This is a genomic window from Planococcus wigleyi (genome assembly GCF_014836985.1).
GTDB classification, from domain to species: domain Bacteria; phylum Bacillota; class Bacilli; order Bacillales_A; family Planococcaceae; genus Planococcus; species Planococcus notacanthi.
In genome coordinates, this window is the sequence record NZ_JACSPU010000002.1 from 546,172 (window position 1) to 573,155 (window position 26,984).

A 26,984-nucleotide genomic window follows, 5' to 3' on the forward strand; every position below is an offset into this window, starting at 1 on the left:
AACATTCCAAAAAGACAGCAAAAAGCAGGCTCACCTCGCGGTGGAGCCTGCTTTTTTTCTGAATAGGGTAATGAACGTTATGTATAGGAGCGGTAAAATTGCAGTGAAGAGAACCAATCCACTCCATCCGGCAGCTGTCCACAACGGGCTCAGCAAGGAGCTTCCGGCTGCCACCCCAATGTAATAAGAAACCAAATACAAACTGGAGGCACTTCCTTTATGGTGGGCAGCCTGCTGGCCGACAGAGGCGGCTGTCAGGGAATGGGAAGTGAAGAATCCCAAGCAGGTTACACAGAGGCCGACAACAATCATCCAGAGATAAGGGCTGAGTGTCATGAAAATGCCGGCGGATAAGATAAAGACCCCAGCCAGCCGGACATTGCGCAGGCCGAATTTCTCGGCAGCCCGGCCGGCTAGCGGAGAGCCAATGACACCAATTCCATAGGCAAAGAATAAATAAGAGATGGCCTGCAGCGACATCGAATAGGGAGGGGCTTCCAGATGGAAAGGAAGATATGTCCAAATGCCCGTAAAGGATACCTGCAATATGGCACCAAGCCCAAAAACGACGAGAAGTGCGGGATTCTTTAAATGGAATAGGAACCCTTCAATATCTTTTGCAAAACTTAAGTGACTGGACTTGAAATTCTGTGATGGCGGCAGCAAGTACACCACTGCTGCAAATAAAAGAAGACCTGTGACAGCAAAGGCGTAGAATGAGAGTTGCCAAGAAAAGTGGTCAGTCAGGTAGCCTGTCAGGACACGGCCGAGCATGCCACCCAGCGCGTTGCTGGAAATATACAAAGCGGTTGCATACGCGATATTCTTGCGATCGATTTCCTCACTGATGTAGGCAAGAGCGGCGGCTGGTACACCGGCCAGCGCGAATCCTTGAATAAAGCGAAGAATCAACAGCACCGCAAAGGAATCTGTCAGCGGAATAATGAAAAAAGGGATAGCTGATCCCAATAGAGAATAGATGATGTAAGATTTCCGGCCATTGCGGTCAGAAAAAAATCCGAGAACAATCAATCCCAGGATCAATCCGATGATGGTCAATGATAAAGCTAAACTGGCTGTCGAAACAGACACTTGAAATTCGTCCACAAAAACAGGGAGCAAAGGCTGAACAGCATACATGTTCGCAAAAATAAACAAAGATGCAAACAAAAGGCTGATGATGATTTTCCAAAACTGGCGGTCTTTTACGGTATATCGTTGAGTAGCCATGGGTCACTTCCAATCGATAATCACTTTCCTTGTACAGCAACTGTATTTTAAAAGGTTGCCACCCCAAGAAATTCATAATATTCTTCATATTAACATGTTAAGCAGAAAATCCATACAAAGGATAGAAGAATAAAGAGAAACTTCAACTAGTGGGAGTTCTTTATCATTTACTGACTAAAGTGGAATAAAAAAACCCGCATGCACTCCGGCAGCGGGAAAAGATTATATTTTCTTGAAGAAAGATGCAATCTGTTTTTTTGTAGGCTCCTGCAAACGGTAACGCAGTTCCTTATTCTGTGTATTGACGATATGGTAAGCTGGATTTTCAGCAACTGTGAACTTCCAATGAGGTTTCGTGTTTTTCTTTTTAATTTGGAGTTCAGGAAGCATCATTTTTTTCGTGAAGCTTTCAAGCTTCGCCATTAAAAAGGTGTCCATGTACCGTACGAGCAAAAAGCCTTGTTGGCGTTCAGGATCGAACTTTGCCAAATTGAATTCACTGACGTCAAAACCTTTTTCATATCGCTGAACAGATGGGGATAATACAAAACAATCTTCATTCATAAAGATAGTTGAGTTTCCTTGTTGTTTCAGCCCTAATTCTTCAACCAGAAAATCCTTGTTGACCAGACTCATTTCGCGTGCAGTAGCCATGTAATTCCTCCTAATATAACTCGTTGTTCTTCTATTATAACACTATTTAGCCATTTAAGGGGCTGTAACGTATTTTCCTTGGATTTTGAGTCTTAATGGATGCAAAGGCTTAGGGCTATCGATTTAAAGGAATAAAGATAACTGAAAAAATCTATCGAAACTGCAAGACGTATGGACAAGAAAATGGACAGTTTCAGGTCTTTTAAAAAGGTTTGATATTATCTGAATACTTCGGGTAAACAAGGCAATTGAAAAGAAGAGAGCCACTATTTCTGGTATATTAAAAGTAGAAAACATACAGAGAAAGGCGTGATGAATGTGTGTGGAAGGTATTCATTATTCACTGATTATGCGATTTTGATTGACCGTTTTAATGTTGAAAAAATGGCTGTAGATGAAGGTGAATACACACCAAGCTATAATGTGGCTCCTTCCCAGCAAATCATTGCGATTATCAACGATGGCCATAAAAACCGACTGGGTTCACTCAGGTGGGGACTGATTCCGCCTTGGGCAAAGGACGAAAAAATCGGCTACAAAATGATCAATGCGCGATCAGAGACAGTGGCGGAAAAGCCAAGTTTCCGTAATGCCTTTAAAAAGAAGCGTTGTCTGGTAGTTGCAGACTCTTTCTACGAATGGCAGCGTAAAGATGGTGAAAAAATCCCGATGCGCATCAAATTGAAAAACGGAGAACCTTTTGCTTTTGCCGCTTTATGGGAATCGTGGAAAGCGCCCGATGGCAAGACGGTCAATACGTGTTCCGTTTTGACAACAGAGGCCAATTCATTGATGAAATCGATTCATGACCGCATGCCGGTTATTTTAACGAAAGAAGAAGAGGAAATGTGGCTGGATCCAAATGTGGAGGACGTCGAAAGATTGAAAGGCCTATTGAAGCCCTATAAAGCTGAAGAAATGGAAGCATACCGTGTTTCGGAAGAAGTCAATTCTCCAAAAAACAATAAACCGGAATTGATTGAAAAAGTCGGTTGAGTTGACCGGAGCCTGTGGTTGATTCAACCAGCAGGGGGGATTCGGATGAAAAGTGGATTGATCCTGGAAGGCGGTGGCATGCGTGGTGTTTATACAGGAGGAGTCCTCGAAAAGTTGTTGGAGGAAGAGATTTTTGTCGATTACGTCATTGGGGTGTCAGCGGGCGCTTGCCATGCTGCATCCTATATTTCCAGGCAAAACGGGCGGAACCGGGAAGTGACCATCGGCTATGTGAACCATCCGGAATATATATCGGTTAAAAATTTATTGGTGAAACGGGAATTGTTCGGGATGGATTTAATCTTTAATGAAATTCCGAACAGCCTCGTGCCTTTTGATTATGAACGCTTTAATAATGCGACAGAAGAATTTGTCGTAGGGGCAACGAATTGCCTGACAGGAGAAGCGGTTTATTTTGAAAAACAAAATCAGCCAGAAGATGTATTGGCGATTGTGAGAGCTTCCAGTTCTTTGCCTTTAATGTCAAAACCGGTGGAGTTCGCGGGGGAATTATTGATGGATGGCAGCATTGCAGATCCGCTTCCCATCCGAAAAGCTTTATCCGATGGTGTCACCAAACCAATCATTGTGTTGACGAGAGAAAAAGGCTACCGCAAAAAGAGGAGCCGATTTGCACGCATCTTGCCTGCTTTTGTCCGCCAATATCCGGCTATCGCAAAGAAAATGGAAAGCCGCCACCTTTATTACAACGAAACAATGGATTTTATTGATCAATTGGAGCAGGAAGGTTTGGCAATGGTGATTCGGCCAATGAATTTGTATGGGATCCGAGGGATTGAACGCGATCAGGAAAAGCTGGAAGTTTTATATCAGCAAGGATATCAGGATGCTACAGCCCGTTTTGATGAATTGATCGATTTTCTTCAAAAATAAAACACACAGGCATAGAAGCTCATGGCTTGATTAAATCAGCTGGAGGAGAAATACATGATTGGAGAAATCAATCACCGCAATAAGCAGGTGGCCCAGGAGATATTGGAAATCCAACTTCCTGCCTACGGCATAGAAGCTGAGCTTATGGATTTTTACGAAATTCCTCAACTTCATGAAACGGCTATCGATATTCAAAACAGCGGGGAATTATTTGTCGGTTTCCAGGAGGAAGAACTGATGGGAGTAGTATCGTATAAAATGGTGGACGGACTTGTGGATATTCACCGACTTATCGTAAATCCGGCATATTTCCGCAGAGGCATCGGCAAAAGGCTGTTGGAATATTTACTGAAGCGCTATAAAGGCTATGAGTTCATCGTCAGCACGGGAACTGCCAATAAACCGGCGATTGCCTTATATCAAGCATTCGGTTTTCAGGAACAGCGGAAAGTTGAAGTGGCTCCGGGAATCGAGTGTACAGTGTTCGGTTTAAGAAACTGACTGTTGATAAGATAGAGCCCTGCTGACCGCATTAGCGGTCAGCAGGGTTTTGCTTTGAAAGCAGGAAGTTACTGGGTTTTTTAAATGGGAATATTCCGTATTTTTAGTTTATCGAGTGGAAATATACTACTGGATACTTTATACTTGGGGTTATTCTTGCTTTGTTATAGTGAAATAAAGCTTATTCACAGGCAGGCCAAAAAGTGGGCTGTCTGTGGATTTCGATCGAATAGATTTACACCGAATAGTGGAATAAAGGTTCTGCTTGATGGTGGGGCATAAAAGGGATATTGGGAGAAAGGGAGGGTTAGAATGGACTATTTACATAATCCGTTTGCATCACAAAGACAAACCGTATTTTCAAAAAAAGGAATGGTGGCGACTTCTCAGCCGCTTGCAGCACAGGCCGGTATTGAAATTATGCAAAATGGTGGGAACGCCATTGATGCAGCGATAGCAACCGCTGCCGCTTTGACAGTTGTGGAACCGACTTCGAATGGCATTGGGGGAGATGCTTTCGCATTGGTCTGGGTAAAAGATAAATTACATGGCTTGAACAGCTCGGGGCCTGCACCGAAAAGCATTTCTCCAGAAGCAGTCAAAGCGCTCGGTTTCGAGAAAATGCCGACATTCGGTTTGGTGCCCATAACGGTACCCGGGGTGCCGGCTGCTTGGGCTGAATTATCACGGAAATTCGGTAAATTGTCGTTGGCGGATGCATTAAAGCCTGCAATCCGTTATGCGGAGGAAGGCTATCCATTGACGCCGATTCTCGGGAAGTACTGGAAAGCAGCTTATTCCAAATACAAAAATACATTTACGGACGAAGAATATAAAGGATGGTTCGATACCTTTGCACCGAACGGCCGTGCACCTGAAATCGGTGAAATATGGTCGTCTCCTGGACATGCGCGTACATTGATTGAAATCGGGCAAACCGATGCACGTTCTTTCTATGAAGGCGCAATCGCTGACAAAATTGATGACTTCATGAAAAAGCATGAAGGATTTTTAGCAAAAGAAGATTTAAAAGCATTCAAGCCGGAGTGGGTGGAGCCGGTTTCAACAAATTATCGAGGCTATGATGTATGGGAGATTCCGCCCAACGGCCAAGGTATGGTCGCTTTGATGGCTTTGAATATCTTTAAAGAATTGGGAGAGCCGAAATGGCAATCTGCTGATACGTATCATGAACAGATTGAGGCCATGAAACTGGCATTTACAGATGGAAAAGCGTTTATAACTGAGCCGGAAAATATGCCGGTCAGTACGGAACACCTTTTGTCGAAAGAGTATGCAGCAGCACGGGCCAAGACGATCGGCGAAAATGCCTGTGACCCCGAACCTTATGAATTGCCGAAAGGCGGAACGGTTTATTTGTCGGCAGCAGACGAAGAAGGCAATATGATCTCCTATATCCAAAGCAATTACATGGGCTTTGGCTCAGGTATCGTCATTCCGGAAACCGGCATCAGCCTGCAGAACCGCGGGGCGGATTTTTCATTGGATCCTGAACATCCGAATGTAATAGCTGGAGGCAAGCGGACCTTCCATACCATCATTCCAGGGTTCCTGACAAAAGAAGGGAAAGCTGTAGGGCCATTTGGTGTAATGGGCGGCTATATGCAGCCACAAGGCCATTTCCAGGTAGTCACCAATACCATCGACTATTTGATGAATCCTCAAGCGGCTCTTGATGCCCCCAGGTGGCAATGGATGGAAGGGAAAATTGTTCTTGTGGAACCGACTTTCCCGAATTACCTGGCACAGGCTCTATCCCGCAAAGGCCATCAAATTCAAGTAGCGACCGATAGCGGCAGTTTCGGAAGAGGACAAATCATTTGGCGCAATCCTGAGACAGGTGTCTTGGCCGGCGGCACCGAATCACGTACGGATGGTGCAGTGGCCGCCTGGTAGGCTTTGAAAAGTGGAGGAAAAGAAATGGGACAATCCAAATTAAAAACAAACAAAGATCTTTTTGCCGCTTTTTTTCGTGTCGGCCTATTGGGGTTTGGTGGTGGACCTGCTGCAATTCCGCTTTTTCACCGTGAAGCCGTGGTCAATTATAAATGGATGACAGAAGATGAATTCGGCGATACCTTAGCCTTGGGGAACACCATGCCAGGACCGATTGCCACAAAGATGGCGGGTTATATCGGCTACCGGGTCAACGGAGTGATTGGCTGCCTTATTGCCTTGGCCGCATCCGTTATTCCGACAGTGGTGTTGATGATTCTTCTGTTGGGCATCTTGCAGAAGTATAAAGAGCTGGATTGGGTCAACAGCATGTCCGCCGCTGTCGTACCGGTTGTCGGGGTCATGCTGGCAGTGATGACATGGGATTTCTTTCAGAAATCTGGCCAAGCTTTGGGGATTGGCCGAGCGATTCTGTTTACGGGAATCGCCATCGTTCTATTAGAAGTATTGAATATCCATCCGGCTATCGTGATAATGGGAATTTTGATTCTTTCCTTAACTTCCTTTAAGAAAGGGGAAAGGTCGAAATGATTTACTGGTACATTTTCTTGGCATTTTTTATTCCGGGCATTTTAGGATATGGCGGAGGCCCAGCTTCGATTCCACTGGTGGAAAAAGAAGTGGTGGACCGCTACGGGTGGATGACCACCCAGGAATTCGGTGAAGTCTTGGCTTTGGGCAATGCGTTGCCGGGTCCGATCGCTACGAAAATGGCAGGCTATATCGGCTATATGGAAGGCGGCGTTTTGGGGGCGATCGTTGCTTTATTCGCTTCAGTTGCGCCTTCTCTTATTCTGATGGTGCTGTTGATGGTGACCTTGTTGAAATACAAAGATTCGCCGAAAGTCAAAAATATTACGAGGTTGGTCCGACCGGTCATCGCCGTGCTGCTCGGTGCCATGACATTACAGTTTTTCATGACTTCTGTCGATACTTCAGGCACTGTCCAGACAGTTATCCTGATCATCATCAGCTACTGGCTGTTGGAAATCAGGAAGATCCATCCGGCAATGGTCATTCTACTGGCGCTTGTCTATGGTGCTATATCGGGCATTGTTTAGCTGGTTCTGCAGCTGGCTAATTTTTATCCATTCCATATCAAAGGGGGCTGTCCCAAAAGGTCATGAAAATGACTTTTGGTGGCAGCCCTTTTGTCGTTCCCGAAAGACCCGGCAGATGTCCATTGCGGCGGACGCGTTCCGCGGGCACGGCTTCTGCCGCTTCCCTCGCTGCGCTCAGTCCAGTGGCTCCAGCCCGCGCTGTTCCCGCTGGAGTCGCCGCCTCCATTCCCATCAGCCGGCTACTCCCAGAAAACGTATTCCCCATCCAAAAACAGCCGGAGAGAAAGGCTTTCTTTCTCTCCGGCTGTTTTATTTTAGAGACTTATAGGACAGCCCCTTTTTCTATTTCCGGAATAAGCAGGCATATTTATTTACTTTTAATTCGAGATAGTTTATTGTGGATAACGAGGATAAATTTTATCCTTAATTGAAAGAGGGTGATTTGGGTGCACATGAAACCAGGTGTAGAACAATCGGTATATGCGATTTTATTATTGAATATGCTTCCTGATAAAGCGGTGCTTCCGGGTGAAGCCATCAGCCAACAGCTCGGCACTTCTCCGACCTATTTTCAGAAGCTGTTGAGAAAACTGGTCAGTGCAGGCTTGATCACTTCTGTGCCAGGAGTTAAAGGCGGGTTTAAACTTAATAAAAAACCGGAAAACATCAGTGTTTTTGATATATATGAAGCGATTGAGGGACAGCAGGCACTGTATTCTCCAAGTGGCGTGCTCGGTGATTTGCTTGAACTGGAGGAACCGGAGCGTTGCTGTCTGTTGACGGATTTGATGCTTGACGCAGAAAATGCCTGGCGCCTCCGGATGGAACAGGAAACCATTGCTTTGCTTTCTGAGAAAATGAATGAACAGCGTTTTCAGGAAAAAACGAGAAAATTAAACGAATGGCTGGCACAAAAGCTGGTCGGATAGAGAAACTTCAGACAGGTTCTTTAACCCCTGCTGATTGTTGGTTGATCCATTGCCCGTTAAAGCGGAACAAAAAGGGAAAGAGGAGAAGAAAATGATTGCCATCTTGCCGCGCATTAATCAATTAGCGAAAAAAGCACGTGAAGAAGGATTGACCAATGCAGAAAAAGTCGAGCGCCAAGTATTGCGTGAAGACTATTTGCGGTCCATTCGCGGACAGATTGAATCCACCGTCACCAATATGACGGTCATTGACCCGTTAGGCGATGACATCACTCCGGACAAAGTCCGTGCAAAAAAACAAGCCGTCCAAGAGTAGAAAGCTTGATAGAGAAAGGGAGAACAAAATGAACGATTACTTAGTGAAAGCCTTAGCCTTTGATGGGCAAGTGCGCGCCTATGCGGCACGCACAACTGAAACTGTTGGAGAAGCGCAGCGCCGCCATTATACATGGCCGACTGCCTCTGCTGCACTTGGCCGTTCCATGACAGCGAGTGTCATGCTGGGTGCCATGATGAAAGGCGAAGAAAAATTGACGATCCGAATAAATGGAGGAGGTCCAATCGGAACAATTCTGGTGGATGCAAACGCCAAAGGGGAAGTCCGTGGATACGTATCCAATCCTTTGACCCATTTTGATTTGAACGAGCAAGGCAAACTGGATGTCAGAAGAGCGGTCGGTACGGAAGGCACGTTGGCAGTTTCCAAAGATATTGGCTTGCTTCAGCCATTTGTAGGGCAAGTTCCTTTGGTGTCCGGTGAACTCGGCGAGGATTTTACCCATTATATCGTTACTTCTGAGCAGATACCTTCTTCTGTCGGTGTTGGCGTTATCGTCAATCCTGACAACACCATCCAAGCTTCTGGCGGATTCATCATCCAATTGCTTCCCGGGACAGAAGAAAAAGTCATCACGGATATCGAGGAGCGTCTGAAAACCATTCCGACCATTTCCAATATGGTGCGGCAGGGAATGACGCCGGAAGATATCTTAAATGAAGTATTGGGTGCAGGCAATGTTAAAGTGCTCGAAGAAATGCCTGTCCAATTTCAGTGCCAATGCTCAAGAGACCGGATTTCCAGAGCGATTCAAGGCTTGGGCGCTGCAGAAATCGAAGATATGATCGTGACCGACGGCCAAGCGGAAGCACAATGCCATTTCTGCAATGAGAACTATTTATTCTCCAAAGAAAATTTAGAGGACATGCTGCAGTCTGAAGCCTGATAACAGCAAGAGGCCCATGCACATTCGTGCTATGGACCTTTTCTTTTGAAGGAAGAAAAGATTTATGGTATTATTATCTTGAATTCGAGATAAGTTTCTGGTTAAATTAATTAGGGAATAGAAAAAAGGCATAGAACTCTTAAGTAAACTAAATGCTAATACGTTTCAAACTACAGAAATTTGCTTCTTCATTTCGACTTATCGACATTATAATTGGAGGTTCTCAACTAATGAAACATATTTTTCAACAAGGCAGCAATCCTGAAAAACCGACTTTTCTTATGCTTCACGGAACAGGTGGAAACGAAAACGACTTATTGGCCATTGCCGCTCATATTGATCCGGAAGCGGCTGTATTGAGTGTTCGTGGAAATGTGTCGGAAAACGGCATGCCGCGCTTTTTCAAACGCTTGTCAGAGGGTGTCTTCGATATGGAGGATTTAAAAATCCGTACAGAAGAACTGCATGAATTTATTGGTCAAGCGTCTGAAGAACATGGTTTTAATCGCCGCAACGTTATTGCCATCGGCTATTCAAATGGTGCCAATATTGCAGCAAACTTGCTGTTTACGTATGCGGATTCGCTGAAAGGGGCTATTTTGCATCACCCGATGGTGCCGAATCGTGATGCCGAATTGCCGAATTTAACGGGTGTACCGGTGTTTATTGCGGCAGGCACCAACGACCCGATCTGTCCGGCAGAAGAGTCAACAGACCTGGAAAAATTATTGGCTGGCGCAGGGGCGGACGTCCAATTGCATTGGGAAGACTTTGGCCATCAATTGACGATGCCTGAAGTGGAAGCCGCTAAAGAATGGTACGATAAGCTTTAATAAAATCTTTTATGACAAACTGCACCTTGAGTGAACCATCACTTGAGGTGCAGTTTGTCTTTGGTTAAGGACACATCTATTGGTTGACGTGTTCTCTATGCAGGCCAGTGGCTTTTGACAAAGGCTGTTGCTTTCATTCATGATAGGAAGAAAGTAACTTAAGGAGGGATGGCAATGCATACCAATCCGCATATTCAAGAACAATTAGAAGCTTGGGTTCAAGAAAACAAAGGCCATGCTGTATTGGGGACGACTGCCCAATACATACCGGCACTAGGGAAAGAAGATCCGAGCCAACTGGGGATCTGCATGGTTGATGATGAAGGAAACTATTATTGCGCGGGGGATACGGATAAAGAATTTACCCTCCAGAGCATTTCAAAAGCATTGACATTCATCGCATTGAGCTGCCATTACGGTTTGGAATTTGTACTGGAACGGGTGGATGTCGAACCGACCGGAGAAGCATTCAACTCGATTATCCCATTTGAAATCCACCGGCCGAACAAGCCCTTCAATCCGTTTATCAATGCGGGAGCTATTACGATATCAGCCTTGCTTCCGGGACAAACAAGCCAAAAGAAATATGAGTATCTCCTGCATTTTCTGGAAGAACTGGTCGGCCATCCGTTGGAATTGGATAAGGAAGTGTACGATTCGGAATGGCAATCATCCCACCGTAACCGGGCACTCGCTTATTATTTGAAGGAAGCTAAATTTCTGGATCTTGAAGTGGAAGAAGCGTTGGATATTTATATTCGCCAATGCGCCATTAAAGTGAGCACCAAGGATTTGGCGCTGATCGGCTTGATCATCGCTTATGACGGATACAATCCAATCACGAAAGTAAAACATTTTTCGGAAGAAATTGCCCAAGTGGCGAAAGTCCTCATGGTGACATGCGGCATGTACAACTCTTCTGGGAATTTTGCAGCGCATGTCGGGATTCCGGCAAAAAGTGGGGTATCAGGAGGCATTATGGCTGCTGTTCCTCCCAAACTTCATTCACAGACTTATGAATTCCGTGCAGGAGCGGGAATTGGTGTCTATGGCCCCGCGATTGATGTGCAGGGAAACAGTGCAGCAGGAACGATGATGCTGCGGCAAATATCAAAAGAATGGGATTTAAGCATTTTTTAATAAGGAACTCCGCAGGCTCTCCAAGCTTGTGGAGTTTTTTATTGGAGAAAATCTAAATTGAGGTGTGCTGCGAAAGAAGACAGGGTAGTAAAAGAAAGAATATAAAAACAAAAGGAGTGGCAAAATGGCGAAAAGTCCTGAAGTGAATGAAAACAGCAAAGATGAACAATTGGAGCAATATCGGACAGATGATTCCGGAAAAAGCCTGACGACCAATCAGGGGCTGAAAATGGCCGAAGACGAGTTTTCATTGAAGGCTGGAGAACGGGGCCCCACTTTGATGGAGGATTTCCATTTCCGGGAAAAAATGACGCATTTTGACCATGAACGCATTCCTGAGCGCGTAGTTCATGCTAGAGGCTATGCAGCCCATGGTGTCTTTGAAGCATATGATTCCTTAGAGCATTTGACGAAAGCCAAGTTCCTTTCTGAAAAAGGCAAGAAAACGCCTGTTTTCGTACGGTTTTCCACTGTTGCCGGGTCAAAGGGCTCTGCAGAAACCGTCAGGGACGTAAGAGGGTTTGCGACGAAGTTTTACACAGAAGAAGGAAATTATGATTTGGTCGGCAATAACATGCCGGTGTTCTTTATCCAGGATGCCATCAAGTTTCCAGACTTTGTCCACGCTGTGAAACCGGAGCCGCATAACGAAATGCCGCAGGCAGCCAGTGCACATGATACCTTATGGGATTTCGTCATCAATAATCAGGAAACGGCTCATATGATGATGTGGCTGATGTCTGATCGCGCGATTCCGCGCAGTTTCCGTATGATGGACGGCTTTGGTGTACATGCTTTCCGTTTCGTCAATGCAGAAGGCAAGTCGCATTTTGTCAAATTCAATTGGAAATCAACACTGGGCACTCATTCGCTCGTATGGGACGAAGCACAGAAAATCGCCGGAAAAGATCCGGATTTCAATCGCCGGGACTTATACGATTCCATTGAGCAAGGGGATTTCCCAGAATGGGAGTTGGGTGTTCAGATTGTACCTGAGGACGATGAATACAAGTTTGATTTTGATTTGCTGGATGCTACGAAATTGTGGCCGCAGGAAGAAATTCCAATCCAAATCATCGGTAAAATGACGCTGAACCGCAATGTGGATAATGTCTTTGCGGAAACTGAACAAGTGGCATTCCATCCTGGACATGTAGTGCCGGGAATTGATTTTTCAAACGATCCGTTGCTTCAAGGACGTCTGTTCTCCTATACAGACACTCAACTCCTTCGGTTGAACGGTCCGAATTTCCATGAACTTCCGATCAATCGGCCGGTTTGCCCTTTCCATAATAACCAACGGGATGGTGTCGGACGCCAAACGATCAATAAGGGACGGGTTTCTTATCAAAAAAGTTCATTCACCAACAGTACACCTGCTCCAGTAAGCGAAGCGGAAGGCGGCTATTCTCATTATCAGGAGAAAGTGGATGGACGCAAAGTACGTGCGCGCAGTGAAAGTTTTAACGATCATTTTTCTCAAGCCACAATGTTCTGGAACAGTATGACTTCCCCAGAGAAAGAGCATATTATTGAGGCGTTCAGTTTTGAACTTGGAAAATGCCAGGAATCTTGGATTCGTGAAGGTGCTGTTGAGATGTTCACTAACGTCAACTTGGAAATGGCACAGGCAGTGGCCAAAAACATTGGAGTTGCACCTCCGGCAAGCGGAGGTTCGAATGTCACAAAGGCCTCGCCGGCACTTAGTCTGGAAAATACAGTAAAATCTCCGGCGACTCGTAAAGTGGGTGTACTGATTGATAATGGCTTTAACGAAGAAGAAGTGTTGAATGTCCTTAAAGAGCTGCAGGCGAAAGGTGTGCAGTACGAAGTGGTCAGTGAAATGCAAGGCGAACTGAAAGGTACGGGCGGCAAGGGAATCACCGCCGACCATACTTTCAATACCACAGATCCGGTGCTGTATGATGCCATTTATGCAGTAGGCGGTCCGGATGTCAGCAGAAAATTCGCCAAGGAAGCAGCACGCTATATCGGTGAAGCATTTGATCATTACAAACCGATTGGTGCTACACACGATGGCCAGCAATGGCTGGAAGCAGCATATATCGAAAACCAGCCGGGGGTAGTCGCAGCAACTGCTGGATCCGAATTTGCTTCATCTTTCGTTGAAGCGATTACCGCCCATCGCCACTGGAACAGACAAATCGACTAAGAGAAAAAGTTTACGGAAATTAAATTCTTAAATATCAACATGTTTAAGAAAAGTCCTGTCGGGTATTTTCTAAACTAAGCAAGCATTTTCAAAATACGCATAAAAAATTGGAGGAATAGAAAATGGCCAACAATAAATTTATGGGAACGTTCGACAGCGAAACGGAAGTATTAAGAAAAATCGAGGAACTGAAAGCACAAGGTTCCCGCGAAGAAGATATGTACGTAATGGCACGGGACAAAGATCAAATTTCAATGGTCCGGGGACGCACAGATGTAGATTACAAATCATCTGAAGGAAACTGGATGGATAAGTTCATGGGCTTCTTGTCAGGTGATGAACCTACACGCCAGGCATTCTCAGGAATGGGTGTAGATGAAGCAGAAGCTGACCGTTATTACAAAGAAGTACAGAACGGCAAAATCTTATTATTTGTAGACCGTGAATACGGCGCGAACTATGAAGGTAAAGCACCATACGACAATACGTCTACAAGCGGTGCAGCTGGCACAATGGGCGCAGCTGGAGCTGCCGGAGCTTCTGGATTAGGATCAGCCAGAACTCATAAAGACGATGAGGCAGTAGGAAGAGACGGCTTAACAGTCGACACAAATGAAGAAAATGATGTTTACTACAATAAAAAAGACGATAAATTCAGCAGTGGCACCTCAGAAACTGCAGGTGTCGGAAGAGATTCAGGCACAGGCTTCGGATTAGGATCAGATCGTACGGTGGACGACGTCAACCGCGCAGACCGATTTGATGACACAAATCGTGATTTGAACCGTACAGATACAGACCTTAACCGCACAGGCACGGAAGAAGAGAAACTTCGCTTGCATGAAGAGCGTTTGAATGTTGACAAAGAGCGTGTACAAACCGGTGAAGTAAATGTCGGCAAACACGTTGTTGAAGAAAATCAAACAATCGAAGTGCCTGTAGAACGCGAAGAAGTCTATGTAGAACGCCGGCCTGTAAATGAAGAAACGACAGGAAATTCGTTTGATAAAGATTCCGGTTTAACTGGAGACGCTTATCAAGAAGGCGAAAACATCCACATTCCAGTAACAGAAGAACGCGTCGAAGTAACGAAAAAAGACGTAGTTGCTGAAGAGATTGTGGTAGGCAAGCGCAAAGTCCAGGACACGGAAACTGTCAATGAAACTGTACGCCGTGAAGAAGCGGATATCGATGAAGATACCAATTTGACGGATGATGAGTTAACGCGCAAAAACCGTACAGACCGTACAGACCGCGATCGTTTATAATCGCTGGAATGCTTGAAGGCGGGGGATATTCCCCGCCTTTTTATTATGGATTTTTGGAAGTTTGAGGGCGCAAAGAGCGGGTGACGGCAGAGCAAAAGATTGATGGCCATTATTGGTTTTGATTTGAAGAATTTTGTTCAGCTGTTAGGAATAGCGTATGATAGAAGAAAGCAAGGAGGGATAGATATGGACGGTAAAAAAAGAAGTGATGTAAAACCAGGGATTGAAGTGAATGTGATTTTAAAGCAGGATCAGCGTTCTGGTAAAAAAACACGTGGTGTGGTCAAAGATTTATTGACCAACTCGGCAACTCATCCGCATGGCATCAAAGTGCGTCTGGAAGACGGACAAGTCGGACGGGTTTGTGAGATTCTTTCCGGAAAGTAGGCATTGTTTCGCACTCCTTGAGTGAGGGTAAAATACAGTAACCCCTTAAAGGAGCGATGATGATGCCAAATCGAATTATCGAAACGTATGATACGGAAGAAAATGTTCTCCAGAAAATCGAGGAACTGAAAAAAGACGGTTATCTGGAAAAAGATATGTATATTATGGCTAAATCCGACAATCAATTGTCGCTGGTCAGAGGAAAGTCAGATGTAGAGGCCCACGCCTCTGAAGGTGGATGGGCAGACCGATTTGCCACATTCTTAACTGGTGATCAAAAAGTCCATCAAGCATTTTCAGATATGGGCATTGATGAAAATGAATCCGAACATTATTACCGCGACGTGCAGAATGGCAAATTACTGCTCTTCGTCGATACAGATGCACAGGATGCGTTTGAACTGCCGGAAAATGAGAAAACCGCAATTCAAGAAGACAAGCTCGAATCAGAAGGACCCCGTGTCATAGAAGAAGAACGGGAAGAAAAGGCTGTTGAACTGGATGACCGCCATTACGAAGACCCGGCATTCAGAAAAGACAAACGAAACGCAGATCCAATCAGCAAACCAGACGAAAAGAACTTTATTTAATAGAAAAGCGCAGGCAGCCGTGTAGTCCCGACAAGCGCTGGAAGCCTTGCCGGTAATGGCGTTCTGTGCCATTGCTGGAAAGGCTGAAGCGACTCGAGGGACTGGCTGCCGGAGTGTGGACAATGAAGAAAAGCGAAAGTGCCTGTCCAGCTCTGCCGGGCATAAGGCAGACCAGCGAAGTGGCGCTCTTTGCCACACAGCTGGGTTGACTTATGACCCAAAGAGCTAGGCGCTGGAGTCTGGACAATAAAGAAAATCGGAAGTGCCTGTCCAGTTTTGCCGGGCATTAAAACTAAAAAAACATTGTATTTCATCTGCTTGAAGAGAAACGGACCCGTTAATTGGGGTCCGTTTTTGTGTTAATATAAGGGTATTGAAAAATGAAGGAGTCTCTTACAATGAGCCAATTCTTTGAACGCAAAAAACAGGAACTTGGAGTCCAATTAAATAAGATACAACGAAAAGCGGTAGAGCGAACAGAAGGGCCGTTGCTATTGCTCGCTTGCCCGGGATCTGGCAAGACAACGACAATGATTATGCGTATCGGTTACCTCATCGAAGAAAAACGGGTATCGCCGCACCGAATCAAAGCCATTACTTTCAGTAAAGCCTCAGCAAATGACATGCTCGAGCGGTATAAACGGTTTTTCCCTACTTTGCAGCCGATTGATTTTTCGACGATCCATAGCTTAGCGTTTCAGATTACCCGTGATTATTTTTCAGGGTCACGGTACGTCATGATAGAAGGCAGTGAAACGAATGGCCTTCATAAGAAAAAGTTGCTTCGTGAAATGTATCAGACTGAAAATGACGAGCCGATCACTGATGATCAATTGGAGGAATTGATTTCCTTTATCAGTTTTGTCAAAAACAAAATGCTTCCCAGAAAACAGTGGGCCAAACTGAAGGAACCTTTTCCAGGAGCCATCGAAATTCTAAAAACATACGAAGCCTTTAAAGAAAACTATGACGTAAGGTTAGTTGATTTTGACGATATGTTATCGCTGGCTTTTGAGGCACTTGATAAGGATAAAACCTTATTGGCAAAATACCAGAATCGCTGGGATTACGTCATGACGGATGAAAGCCAAGATACTTCGTTAATCCAGCATGCCATCGTGGAAAAACTGGTGGCCCGCCATAAAAACCTTTGTGTCGTCGCCGATGATGACCAGTCCATTTATACATGGAGAGCTGCCGAACCGACATATCTGTTGAAGTTCCGAACAGTTTATCCCGATGCTTATATTATGAAAATGGAGCGCAATTACCGGTCTTCACAGAACATTGTCCACACCGCCAACCAATTTATCAAAACCAATAAAAAACGCCATGACAAAAATATGTTCACTAAGCAACCCGAAGGCGATCCTATTGTGTTAAAGCGTTTGAGTTCTGAAGAAGCCCAGTTCAAATACCTGATGAAAGAGCTCAAGGAATTAAGTGATTACGGAGATGTAGCCATTCTTTACCGCAACAACTCATCTTCTACGCTGCTGATGAGCGAGCTTGAACGCTTAGGTATCCCTTTTTACATGAAAGATGCCGATAACCGCTTTTTCTCTCATTGGATTGTGGAAGACATGCTGAATTTTATGCGCTTCAGCTTAAAGCCCGAACGCATTGACATCTATTCTAAAGTCGCTTCGAAAACCAATGCCTACTGGTCAGGCAGCCAGCTGAAGATGCTTAGCCGCATGAAACCGACAGGCAAGAATGCTTTTGATGAAATCAATTTGACCATCACTTTGAAAGATTACCAGTTACGCATTTTGGCTGAGCAGAAAAAATGGTTCGCTGCGCTGAATGGCATGAAGCCATTGAAAGTTATCCGAACGATTCGAAGCGAAATGGGCTATGACCAGATGCTGGCAAGCCGAGCCGAAAAATTCGGTATGAAAATGACATACTTGGCACAGATTTTAACGACATTGGAACAAATTGCAGAACCGCTTGAATCCATGGCAGCTTTTGCGAAACGTTTGAAACAATTGGAGCAGGTGACGCAGCAGGCTAAGGTTGAAAAAACCGACGATATGCTGACCTTGTCGACTTTCCATAGCTCTAAAGGTTTGGAGTTTGAACGGGTATACATGATTGATTTAGTGGAAGGCGTCATTCCGACAGAAGAAGATGCGGAAACACCTGATACGTTGGAAGAAGCGCGCCGTCTGTTTTACGTGGGAATGACGAGGGCTAAAAATCATTTGGAACTGATCAGCTACGACAGCGAATCTCGGTTTGTGGGGGAAGTGCGTAACTTGATCATCCCTGAAAAACGGCAAGTGAGCCCACAGCGCACAGCTGTCAAAACACCGATTAAAGTAAAAGTACCGGATAATCCGAATGCCATCGATTCAGAAGATGACTTGCGTGAAGGAGTCCAAGTCCGGCATCGTGTTTTCGGTGCGGGAAAAATTATTGAGCGCGACAAAGAACGGATCTCCATTCAATTCGCCAAAGAGCGAAAAGACTTGATGATCGATATTTGCTTGAGCTACCGATTATTGGAGCTGATGTAACAGCACCTCTGTCAAAACAGTGGTGACATAAAGACGAACGTGGGGAAACGGGAATGAGATTGAAGGATTGGGATCGAAGTTTAAAAGTTCGCCTTGTAGGCGAATTTTTCATGAATACAAGTTATTGGATGGTATTCCCGTTTTTAGCGATATATTTTGCGGAAGAGTTCGGCAAAGGGACAGCGGGTTTGCTGCTGGTGATTTCCCAAGTGTTTTCTGTGGCGGCAAACCTGGTGGGCGGCTATTGCGCGGATCGCTTTGGACGCCGGCGTATGCTGGTGGTGGCTTCCGTCGCTCAAGGATTGTCATTTCTGATTTTCGCATTTGCCAATTCACCTGGGCTGCAATCTCCAGAACTCGGATTTGTGGCATTTACGCTTGCTGGAATGTGCGGATCTCTTTATTGGCCGGCTAGCCAAGCCATGATTGCGGATGTTGTACCGGAAAAATACCGCAGTGATGTTTTTGCCATTTTCTATACAACCTTGAATATTGCGGTTGTAGTAGGTCCGCTTTTCGGCGCCGTGCTGTTCTTTTCTTACCGTTTTGAATTGTTGTTGGCCGTTACAGCCATTTCGATGATGTTGGGCCTAGTGCTGAGGTTATTGACAAAAGAAACCTTGTCGCAGGCAATGGTGGACAAATGGCAATCCCAAACGGCAACAGGGTGGGTCGGAGCAATTTCGAAACAATTTAAAGAGTATGGACTGATCTTTAAAGACCGGTTGTTTTTATTGTTCATCATCGCAGGAGTTTTAGGAGCCCAGACCTTTATGCAATTGGACTTGCTGATTCCAGTCTACTTGAAAGAAACGATCGACAGCCAGACGGTGGCTTCACTTTTTGGGCGTGAGTGGTCCGTCACAGGAGAAACTTCCTTTGGTATTTTATTAGCTGAAAATGGATTGTTTGTGGCGTTGTTGACGGTGATTATCACCCGGTGGATGACCAAGTTCCCTGAGAAATGGGTGTTCTTCACTTCGGCTGCTTTCTACGGATTGGCAATGTGGCTGTTCCCGTTAACTTCTTGGTTCTGGATGTTCGTGGTTGCGATGGCTGTCTTTACTTTTGCAGAATTGATGGTGGTCGGGCTGCAGCAGAACTTCATTTCCAAATTGGCGCCAGAGGACATGCGCGGCCAATATTTCGCAGCGGCGAGTCTGCGGTATACAATTGGCCGGATGATTGCACCTTTATCAATTCCGATGACGGCCTGGTTCGGTTTTGCATGGACGTTTGGTGTGCTGGGCTTGCTTGCGCTTGCCAGCGGTTTTGTTTACTTGTTGATGTTCAAACTCTATGAAAAAAGGCCTTCCCATTGAGGAAGGCCTTTTTATGATTTAGTTTTGCTCTTTCGCCAATTTCACAAGCATGTGTGCGAGCATATGCTGCTGTTCTTTATCGCCAACCTGCCATAAGCGCTGCAATAAATATTCTTCACTGTTTTTCGGATCTTCTTTTTTAGCTAAATATCCAGCTACTTTCTCGGCCAACTGGGCGATGCGTTCTTCACTCAAGCCCATCTTCTCACCGATTTCCACCTTATCGCCCAAGTAATTGATGAATACGGAGAAGTCAGCTAAGATCTGCTCTTTTTTCTTGTCATCTGTGTTCTTTAATTTGTCTTCAACTTGTTTGTTGATGTTTTCCATTCTATTACACACTCCCTTATAGTTTTTTGTCGTACTTTCTATTTACCACTGCTTGAAGATTTTAAACGTTGTTCTGATAATCATTCAGAAGATTCGTTTAAATAAAGTTCTTCAGGGTAATCAAGTAACAAGGATGGAATACAAGGAGGATGATGAATGAATGACTTTATACGACGAAATCCAGGAATTGAAAAGTTTTGAATGTCCAGACCGTTGCGTGTTAAGTGTTTATCTGAATACCAATCCAGCTGATTTGAATGCCCAAAACGGGGCTTGGAAAATCCATCTGAAAAATGGATTAAAACGATTAGACGAATATTTAAAAGCATCCAATGATGAAAAAGAAATGCAGGCTTATAAAACCTTAAGAAAAAAAGTGGAGAAGGAAATTTTGGACAACCAAAACGACCTCCAAAAGGGTGTCGTTATTTTTGCATCACCGCATAACGATCTTTGGTCTGTGCACTATGTGCAGGTTCCAGTTAAAACAAGTTTTCATTGGGAAACTAAGCCAGTTTTAGAAGAGCTTCGATATATGTATAAAGCGTATCCTTACGCGGGCATCATTTTGCCCAGCTTTAAGGGAATCCGTGTAATTGATACTTCAATGGGGATCATCAACGAAGAATTCTTCTATGAGTTTGATGCTGGACTAGAAGTATGGACAGAACAGAAAGGCGTACGCAGTTCCGGCCGTATCCAGGGAAGATCAGGAGCTGGTTCGACTGGCGGCGGTGCAGCTGGAGGCAACAGTCCGGTTATTGGCGGCAGCGGCGGCGGAAGCCCAGTTGATGAGTTGGACCATCGCTTAAAAGAGAATCTCGAACGCTTTTACAAAGACATGGGCAGCAAAATCGAGAAATTGAAGAAAGAACGCAAATGGGAAGAAATTCATGTGGTTGGGGAAGCGGAACATGCCAAATCATTCTCAAAAGCGCTGCAAAAGAAACCGACCAGCTGCGTATATAAAAATTTGATCAACAACGACCCCGGTAAAATCCTTCATGAAGTATTTGAAGTCTAATTAAAACACCTCAGCAAAATGCTGAGGTGTTTTAATTAGGTTTTGGACAAAATGTACAGGTATCAAAAGACGGCAATTCTTTATATAAGCAGCACGTTTTGCGAAGGGGCTTGGAAACGGCTTGCTGCAACGATTTATCACCAAGGAGCTTGGCCATATAAGAAGTTTTGACGGGTTTCCAATTTGCGGAATCCAATAGCCAATCCATATCTTCGGCAGCTTTTCGTGGATCCCGGGACTCCATTCCGGCGTAAAACCATAGAACTGAGCCCAGCACATTCTCCCAGCAAGTGATGGGGGATATTTTTATGTATGTCTTGAATTCATTCAGCAACTCATCGACTTGCCGGTAGAGAATTTCGTGAAATGCTTGATGTCTTTCATGTGGTGCAATCATTTGGAAATCTGATGATTGTACATGTGTCTGCAGAAGCGGCAAACCGTAGTTATGGACACGATCAAATTGCAGTTCGCGCCAAGGAACCGAAAAATAACCGCCATACTGATGAATCAGCCCGAATTGGGCAGTGACAAACAAGGAATACTGGCGAAAGAAAAAAGATACTGCTACTCCGGCATTATCGGTTCCGCACCAAGTTTTCAATTCTTCGATCATAGCCGGGATGTCTTGGCTGAGCGGTTGTTGCAGGGGGCGGTCCACTGCTACTGATTGGTTGCTCAATGCATAGCGGGCTTGTTGGGGAAGTGTCATCTGAATCACCTCTTTATTTTTCATGCTACGGCAAAATGAGATCGTTTGCAAAGTGATAGGATTATCTTATGGCAAATCTTAAAAACAATTGCATATTCTTTTTAAATTAAATTAGCTAAACTTGTGGAGAGGGAGTGATAAGATGGGATTTTCTATTTTACGAATCGATCACGTACAAGTCGCGGCGCCTGCAGGCGAAGAAGCGGCCGCCAGAGAATTCTACGCTGGCATTCTGGGCATGCTGGAAATTGAAAAACCGGAGCCTCTTAAAGGAAGAGGCGGAGTATGGTTCCAGTTCGGCGAGCAGCAATTGCATGTGGGGGTTGAAGAACCTTTTGCGCCAGCAAAAAAAGCACATCCTGCATTCCGTGTAAGCGGCTACGTTGAACTGAAAGATTATTTGACAGCCAACGATGTTGAAGTGAAGGAAGACGACAGCATTCCCGGAGTCGAACGTTTTTTTATTTTCGATCCGTTCGGCAATCGGCTGGAGTTTCTGAAATAAGGACTTGAAAGATACAAAAGGAAAACGCCCTGCTCAACAGCAGGGCGTTTATTTTCGTAAAGGGCAATAAGGGCATTTGTCTGTTTCGGGCAACTCTTTGTAGAGGCAGCATGTGACACGTTTGTACTCGGCTTGTGACTGTTCCAGACTGTGTCCGTCCAAAAACTGCTTGAAATGCGATTTGCGCATTTCGGGCTGCCAAAATGAATCCGCCAATAAATCCTGGAGATCCTGTTGTGCCTGTGCTGAATCTTCCATGCCATACATCCAGATAACATATCCCCAGATGTTCTCCCACAGAATCAGTTTAGAAACAGGTCCGATTTTTCGGAACTGCTCTACAACTGGCCATCCATATTCCTTTAACACCATTTCGAGGTCGCCTTCCTGGCGCTGCCTCATCCACTTCCCATCCAGTTCGAAAGCAATGCCATATTCGGCGTCAGTCAAATGGATTTCATCGAGCGGGCCTGCCCATACTTGCTGATGTGCCAATAAATAGAGCTGAGCGGACATGAAAAAACCGAAGCGCCGCATGAAGACAGACGTTGCTACGGCTTCAGTGGGTGCTCCGGATTCTTGGCGAACTTTTGCGATCAGTTCAAGAGAACGATTTTCCATACCTTCAGATAAAGTCATAAATCCAGTAGCATTCGGTCGGAGATGAACTTGAAAAAGATCGAGTTTCTCCATTATTGGGCACTGCTCAATGCTTGCCGGATTTCAGGAACGATGCAGCGTCCTCTGCCGAACGGAACACAGTGGGGAGTGCCGAATAATGGGTCTTTGGATACTTGGCATTCCATTCCGAAGACCGAACGCACCAAGTCACAATTGATGACGTTTTCTGGTGTGCCCTGCCCGAACACTTCGCCGTCTTTAATGGCGATAATATTATGCGCATAACGGGAAGCCAGGTTCAAGTCATGAAGAACCATAATAATGGTGCGCCCCTGCGTTTCATTCAGCTCGAACAGCAAATCCAGAATTTCAATTTGATGTGTCATGTCCAAATAAGTAGTCGGCTCGTCCAATAGAATAATCTCTGTGTCCTGTGCAAGCGTCATCGCGATCCAAGCACGCTGGCGCTGGCCACCCGACAATTCATCAACTGGCTTGTCGCGGAATTCATCGACGCGAGTCGCTTTCATAGCGGCTTCAACTTTTTCCGTATCTTCTTCAGTCCAGCGTTTTAGCCACGACTGATGTGGGTAACGGCCTTGTTTGACCAAATCATGTACTGTCAGACCTTCCGGTGAAACCGGTGATTGGGGAAGGATGCCCATCTTCTTCGCAACTTCTCGTGAAGACATGTTGTGCACTTCTTTGCCTTCCAATAATATAGAACCTTCTTGAGGTTTAAGTAAACGCGCAATCGAGCGAAGAAGCGTTGACTTGCCGCAGCCGTTGCTGCCGACAAATACCGAAATCTCGCCGCGCGGAATCGATAAATTCAAATTTTCAAAAAGCAGATTATCGGTATAGCCAATTGATAAATCGTTGGTTTTGACCGCTGTTGTCATTGCAGAATTCCTCCATATCTAGTGCTGTAATCTCATTGATAGGATTTTCGTTACCGTTACTATAGCATAAATTCTTATCAAATGAGAACAATTTTCACTACGTTTGCTAGAAAACACTTTACAAATGTGACAGATAGACCTAGAATAAAGACGTATTGAGAATCGTTATCAAAACGCTTGGGGGATTACAAAATGAAACAGCGATTATTACTGGTCATAGCAGCATTTCTTATACTTATATTAGCAGCTTGTTCATCAACTGAAGAAGAAACAGCAACGCCATCGAAAGAAGCGGAGCCAGTGACGATTCAAGGAACCAACGGTGAAGTGACGTTGGATGCGCCAGCTAAAAAAGTAGTTGTTCTTGAATGGACGTATGCGGAAGATTTATTGGCAGTCGGTGTCCAGCCGGCGGGAATGGCCGATATTGCGGAATACGGGGATTACGTAAACATCGAACCGCAATTGGATGAAACCGTTGTCGATGTCGGTGGGCGACAGGAACCGAATCTGGAAGCCATCGCTGCATTGGAACCGGACTTGATAATTGGTGTAAGCTTCCGCCACGATGCAATGATCGAACAATTGGAGACGATTGCTCCAACTGTCATTTTCAATCCTTATCCTGAAGATGAAAGCATCGATCTGTATCAGGAAATGGAAACGACTTTCCTTGAAATCGCTAAAGCGGTAGGAAAGACAGCCGAGGGCGAACAGGTTTTGACTGACCTGGAAGCGCAATATGAAGAAAAGGCTGCTGAAATTGAAGCGGCGAACTTAAAAACAAAAGATGTTATTTTAACGCTTGCCTACAGCGGAGCACAGGCTCCTGAAATTCGTGTCTTTACGCCTAACTCAATGGCTTCCATTATTTTAGAGCGTATCGGTCTGAATAATGTCCATCAGCCGGATCAATTTGAAGTCTTTGGTTCCAGCACATTCAATGTAGAAGGATTGGTGAAATACGAAGATGCCAACTACCTCTATACAGTTCCTGACACAGACAATATTTATGAAAACCAGCTTAAAGGAAACCCGGTCTGGGAAAATCTTGCCTTTGTCAAAGAAGGCCGTACGTATGATTTAGGCGCGGATACGTGGCTTTATGGAGGACCGTTGTCTGCTGAAACATTGATGAACCAAATCACTGATGTATTGGTGACTGACTAATGCTCCGAAGATTAATGAACAAGTCCACTGTCTCTCTGACAGCGGGCTTTTTCCTGCTTATTGCGCTGTCTATTATCCATTTGACACAAGGACAGGCTGATTACACCGTTAAGGAATTGCTGACAGGCGTTTGGACAGAGGGAAGAATTCAGGACATTGTGGTCTCGTTCCGGCTTCCGCGCCTTGTCATCGGCTTGCTTGCTGGGGGAGCTTTAGCTGTGTCAGGAGCGGTTCTTCAAACCTTGACGAACAATCCATTGGCGTCTCCGGGGACATTGGGCATCAATGCCGGAGCATTTTTCTTTGTTGTTATTTCCACCATTTTTTTTCCGGGTTTGGTCGGTGGATTTCCGTTCATCACGGCTCTATTAGGGGCGGTACTCTCTTCTTTAATGGTTGTCGGACTTGCCGGCAAACAAATGGAACCGGTGCGTGTGGCGTTGACCGGGATGATCATCTCGCTGCTTTTTGCTTCGATTACAGGAGCGCTTCAATTATTATTTGAAAATCAAACTAATGGCTTGTTCTTATGGGGTTCAGGAACCTTGGTCCAATTGAATTGGGAAGGCGTCAAATTTGCGGCACCAGTGATTCTGCTGATGTTTATTGGTGCGTTGTTGTTGGCTAAACCAATGGATATTTTATCGCTGGGAGAAGACATTGCGTCTTCCCTTGGGCAAAATGTCCGGTTGGTGAAACTTGTCTCATGGGGCGTCGCCATCGTATTGGCGGCTGCGACAGTCAGTGTAGTGGGGCCGATTAGTTTTATCGGCCTGATGGCGCCTCACATTGTCCGGATGATGGGCATACGCGGGCATCTCCAGATCTTCATCCATTCCTTTATTTGGGGCAGTGTCTTTTTAATCGGTGCTGACGTGTTGGGAAGGTTGATCCAGCCTGGCCAGGAAGTGCCGGTAGGGGCGATGACTGCATTGGTCGGTGGCCCTTGGCTTTTGTATTTGGCATGGCGCACGGCCAAATCGATGAAGCGCGGAGAGCGGCAAATGGGCGGCACCACGAAGCCAATCCGCTTGAAGTTCATTGTACCGATTTTGGTAGTAATTATTTTAGGGATTACCGTATTGGCTTTAAGCTTTAACGGTTCTGCCTGGACATTCGCCTGGATGGAGCCGGTTGTCTGGAATTTCCGGGTGCCGCGTGTTTTGACTTCCTTTATTGTAGGAGTGATGCTGGCAATCACTGGCGTCATACTGCAAGGCGTGCTGCGAAATCCATTGGCTGATGCCAGTGTGCTCGGGGTTACGTCCATGGCAGGGGCCGGAGCGATGCTGCTATTGGTCATTTTTCCAGCCATTCCGCCTGAATTCATGCCACTTGGTGCAACTGTCGGAGCGGCACTGGCGCTTGGCATCATTCTTGTAACAGCCTGGAAGAATAATTTCCAGCCAATGCTGGTTGCCTTGATGGGCATCGCCATTTCCGCTTTCGGCTCGGCAGCGACACAAGTCTTTATTGTCAAAGCGAAATTGGCAGTGGCCAGTGCATTGGTATGGCTGTCAGGAAGTACGTACGGCAAGGGGTGGGAAGATGTCCAATTCGCGTTGATTTTGTTGGCCATTTTCGTATGGCCGGCCATTTATCTGACGCGCAGTCTGGATACACTGACTTTTGGTGATGATGTTGCAGCTGGCCTGGGACTAAACATCCGGTCTACACGCGTGTGGGCACTGATTATCGGGGTCGCCATTTCAACGGTTGCTGTATCGATTGTCGGCACCATCGGCTTTGTAGGGCTGGTGGCTCCGCATATTGCCCGACGCCTGGTTGGTTTCAGGCATTTGCCGCTGATGCTTGCTTCGGGCTTGCTTGGTGGTCTGCTGCTGGTGACGGCTGACTTTGTCGGACGCATCCTGATTGCGCCGAAAGACATTCCGAGCGGCTTAGTCGTGGCATTGATTGGAACACCTTACCTGCTCTATCTGCTTCGCAAAATGAAATGAAAACAATAAAATAATCGTTAAAAGGACCTGCCAATTTGGCAGGTCCTTTTAATTTGAAT

General features: G+C 45.5%; 28 protein-coding genes. 21 read left to right on the forward strand and 7 right to left on the reverse strand.

The genetic code is table 11. From position 1 onward, the window contains the following. Positions 1-30 precede the first annotated feature (30 nt). Both H9630_RS08280 and H9630_RS08285 read right to left on the reverse strand, forming a co-directional pair. The gene (locus H9630_RS08280) at positions 31-1,230 is read right to left on the reverse strand and encodes an MFS transporter (RefSeq protein ID WP_191715015.1); all 1,200 of its coding nucleotides are present in this window, start codon (positions 1,228-1,230) and stop codon (positions 31-33) included. Positions 1,231-1,452: 222 nt separating this feature from the next. Next, the gene (locus tag H9630_RS08285) at positions 1,453-1,884 is read right to left on the reverse strand and encodes a hypothetical protein (RefSeq protein ID WP_191715016.1); all 432 of its coding nucleotides are present in this window, start codon (positions 1,882-1,884) and stop codon (positions 1,453-1,455) included. A gap of 318 nt (positions 1,885-2,202) precedes the next feature. On the opposite strand from H9630_RS08285, the gene H9630_RS08290 reads away from it, so the two are divergent. The 6 genes from H9630_RS08290 (at position 2,203) to H9630_RS08315 (ending at position 7,313) form a co-directional block, all read left to right on the forward strand. Further along, positions 2,203-2,880, forward strand: a complete 678-nt coding sequence (locus H9630_RS08290) for an SOS response-associated peptidase (protein WP_191715017.1) — start codon at positions 2,203-2,205, stop codon at positions 2,878-2,880. Positions 2,881-2,919: 39 nt separating this feature from the next. After that, positions 2,920-3,774 carry a patatin-like phospholipase family protein gene (locus tag H9630_RS08295; RefSeq protein WP_191715101.1) on the forward strand — a complete coding sequence of 285 codons (855 nt, stop codon included), beginning with the start codon at positions 2,920-2,922 and terminating at the stop codon, positions 3,772-3,774. A gap of 54 nt (positions 3,775-3,828) precedes the next feature. Continuing rightward, on the forward strand, positions 3,829-4,275 hold the full coding sequence (locus tag H9630_RS08300; protein ID WP_191715018.1) for a GNAT family N-acetyltransferase: 447 nt from the start codon (positions 3,829-3,831) through the stop codon (positions 4,273-4,275). Between the two features lie 312 nt (positions 4,276-4,587). Continuing rightward, positions 4,588-6,192, forward strand: a complete 1,605-nt coding sequence (locus H9630_RS08305; protein WP_191715019.1) for a gamma-glutamyltransferase family protein — start codon at positions 4,588-4,590, stop codon at positions 6,190-6,192. Between the two features lie 24 nt (positions 6,193-6,216). Further along, positions 6,217-6,783 (forward strand): chromate transporter, encoded by a 567-nt coding sequence (locus H9630_RS08310; RefSeq protein WP_191715020.1) that lies wholly within the window; start codon positions 6,217-6,219, stop codon positions 6,781-6,783. Continuing rightward, positions 6,780-7,313, forward strand: coding sequence for a chromate transporter (locus H9630_RS08315; RefSeq protein ID WP_191715021.1), 534 nt, complete (start codon positions 6,780-6,782; stop codon positions 7,311-7,313). Before H9630_RS08310 ends, H9630_RS08315 begins: the two co-directional genes overlap by 4 nt. Positions 7,314-7,350: 37 nt before the next feature. On the opposite strand, the gene H9630_RS08320 is transcribed toward H9630_RS08315, so the two are convergent. Further along, a complete protein-coding gene (locus tag H9630_RS08320; protein ID WP_191715022.1) occupies positions 7,351-7,545 on the reverse strand; it encodes a hypothetical protein in 195 nt (64 codons plus the stop codon). A 214-nt stretch (positions 7,546-7,759) separates the two neighbouring features. On the opposite strand from H9630_RS08320, the gene H9630_RS08325 reads away from it, so the two are divergent. The 11 genes from H9630_RS08325 to H9630_RS08375 all read left to right on the forward strand — a co-directional run bounded on the left by H9630_RS08325 (position 7,760) and on the right by H9630_RS08375 (position 19,700). Continuing rightward, positions 7,760-8,242: an RrF2 family transcriptional regulator gene (locus H9630_RS08325; RefSeq protein ID WP_191715023.1), complete on the forward strand. Its 483-nt coding sequence runs from the start codon at positions 7,760-7,762 to the stop codon at positions 8,240-8,242. A gap of 91 nt (positions 8,243-8,333) precedes the next feature. After that, positions 8,334-8,558 carry a DUF896 domain-containing protein gene (locus H9630_RS08330; protein ID WP_191715024.1) on the forward strand — a complete coding sequence of 75 codons (225 nt, stop codon included), beginning with the start codon at positions 8,334-8,336 and terminating at the stop codon, positions 8,556-8,558. A gap of 28 nt (positions 8,559-8,586) precedes the next feature. Continuing rightward, positions 8,587-9,465 (forward strand): Hsp33 family molecular chaperone HslO, encoded by an 879-nt coding sequence (hslO, locus tag H9630_RS08335; RefSeq protein ID WP_191715025.1) that lies wholly within the window; start codon positions 8,587-8,589, stop codon positions 9,463-9,465. Between the two features lie 230 nt (positions 9,466-9,695). Beyond that, positions 9,696-10,298 carry an alpha/beta hydrolase gene (locus H9630_RS08340; RefSeq protein WP_191715026.1) on the forward strand — a complete coding sequence of 201 codons (603 nt, stop codon included), beginning with the start codon at positions 9,696-9,698 and terminating at the stop codon, positions 10,296-10,298. 174 nt (positions 10,299-10,472) lie between these two features. Next, positions 10,473-11,438, forward strand: coding sequence for a glutaminase (locus tag H9630_RS08345; protein WP_191715027.1), 966 nt, complete (start codon positions 10,473-10,475; stop codon positions 11,436-11,438). A 124-nt stretch (positions 11,439-11,562) separates the two neighbouring features. Further along, positions 11,563-13,611, forward strand: coding sequence for a catalase (locus tag H9630_RS08350; RefSeq protein ID WP_191715028.1), 2,049 nt, complete (start codon positions 11,563-11,565; stop codon positions 13,609-13,611). A 122-nt stretch (positions 13,612-13,733) separates the two neighbouring features. Further along, the gene (locus H9630_RS08355; RefSeq protein WP_191715029.1) at positions 13,734-14,879 is read left to right on the forward strand and encodes a DUF2382 domain-containing protein; all 1,146 of its coding nucleotides are present in this window, start codon (positions 13,734-13,736) and stop codon (positions 14,877-14,879) included. Positions 14,880-15,065: 186 nt separating this feature from the next. Then, positions 15,066-15,266, forward strand: a complete 201-nt coding sequence (locus H9630_RS08360) for a YwbE family protein (RefSeq protein ID WP_191715030.1) — start codon at positions 15,066-15,068, stop codon at positions 15,264-15,266. Positions 15,267-15,328: 62 nt separating this feature from the next. Continuing rightward, positions 15,329-15,856, forward strand: a complete 528-nt coding sequence (locus H9630_RS08365; RefSeq protein WP_191715031.1) for a general stress protein — start codon at positions 15,329-15,331, stop codon at positions 15,854-15,856. A 398-nt stretch (positions 15,857-16,254) separates the two neighbouring features. After that, a complete protein-coding gene (locus H9630_RS08370) occupies positions 16,255-18,378 on the forward strand; it encodes an ATP-dependent helicase (protein WP_191715032.1) in 2,124 nt (707 codons plus the stop codon). Between the two features lie 53 nt (positions 18,379-18,431). After that, positions 18,432-19,700, forward strand: a complete 1,269-nt coding sequence (locus H9630_RS08375; protein ID WP_191715033.1) for an MDR family MFS transporter — start codon at positions 18,432-18,434, stop codon at positions 19,698-19,700. Between the two features lie 18 nt (positions 19,701-19,718). Here H9630_RS08375 and H9630_RS08380 read toward each other — a convergent pair whose 3' ends face one another. Next, positions 19,719-20,030: a DUF3243 domain-containing protein gene (locus tag H9630_RS08380; protein ID WP_191715034.1), complete on the reverse strand. Its 312-nt coding sequence runs from the start codon at positions 20,028-20,030 to the stop codon at positions 19,719-19,721. Positions 20,031-20,190: 160 nt separating this feature from the next. On the opposite strand from H9630_RS08380, the gene H9630_RS08385 reads away from it, so the two are divergent. Next, positions 20,191-21,054 carry a VLRF1 family aeRF1-type release factor gene (locus tag H9630_RS08385; RefSeq protein WP_191715035.1) on the forward strand — a complete coding sequence of 288 codons (864 nt, stop codon included), beginning with the start codon at positions 20,191-20,193 and terminating at the stop codon, positions 21,052-21,054. Positions 21,055-21,085: 31 nt separating this feature from the next. Here H9630_RS08385 and H9630_RS08390 read toward each other — a convergent pair whose 3' ends face one another. Beyond that, positions 21,086-21,766 carry a (2Fe-2S)-binding protein gene (locus H9630_RS08390; RefSeq protein WP_191715036.1) on the reverse strand — a complete coding sequence of 227 codons (681 nt, stop codon included), beginning with the start codon at positions 21,764-21,766 and terminating at the stop codon, positions 21,086-21,088. A gap of 142 nt (positions 21,767-21,908) precedes the next feature. Between H9630_RS08390 and H9630_RS08395 the strand changes: the two genes are divergently transcribed. After that, entirely contained in the window at positions 21,909-22,271 is a 363-nt protein-coding gene (locus H9630_RS08395; protein ID WP_191715037.1) for a VOC family protein, read from the forward strand. Between the two features lie 48 nt (positions 22,272-22,319). Here H9630_RS08395 and H9630_RS08400 read toward each other — a convergent pair whose 3' ends face one another. Then, on the reverse strand, positions 22,320-22,964 hold the full coding sequence (locus H9630_RS08400) for a hypothetical protein (protein ID WP_191715038.1): 645 nt from the start codon (positions 22,962-22,964) through the stop codon (positions 22,320-22,322). Further along, entirely contained in the window at positions 22,964-23,794 is an 831-nt protein-coding gene (locus H9630_RS08405) for an ABC transporter ATP-binding protein (RefSeq protein WP_191715039.1), read from the reverse strand. Before H9630_RS08405 ends, H9630_RS08400 begins: the two co-directional genes overlap by 1 nt. 192 nt (positions 23,795-23,986) lie before the next feature. Here H9630_RS08405 and H9630_RS08410 point away from each other — a divergent pair, with 192 nt between their 5' ends. Further along, positions 23,987-24,964, forward strand: a complete 978-nt coding sequence (locus tag H9630_RS08410; RefSeq protein WP_191715040.1) for an ABC transporter substrate-binding protein — start codon at positions 23,987-23,989, stop codon at positions 24,962-24,964. Then, positions 24,964-26,925 carry an iron ABC transporter permease gene (locus H9630_RS08415; RefSeq protein WP_225218435.1) on the forward strand — a complete coding sequence of 654 codons (1,962 nt, stop codon included), beginning with the start codon at positions 24,964-24,966 and terminating at the stop codon, positions 26,923-26,925. The genes H9630_RS08410 and H9630_RS08415 overlap by 1 nt, the downstream gene beginning before the upstream one ends. Positions 26,926-26,984 lie beyond the last annotated feature (59 nt).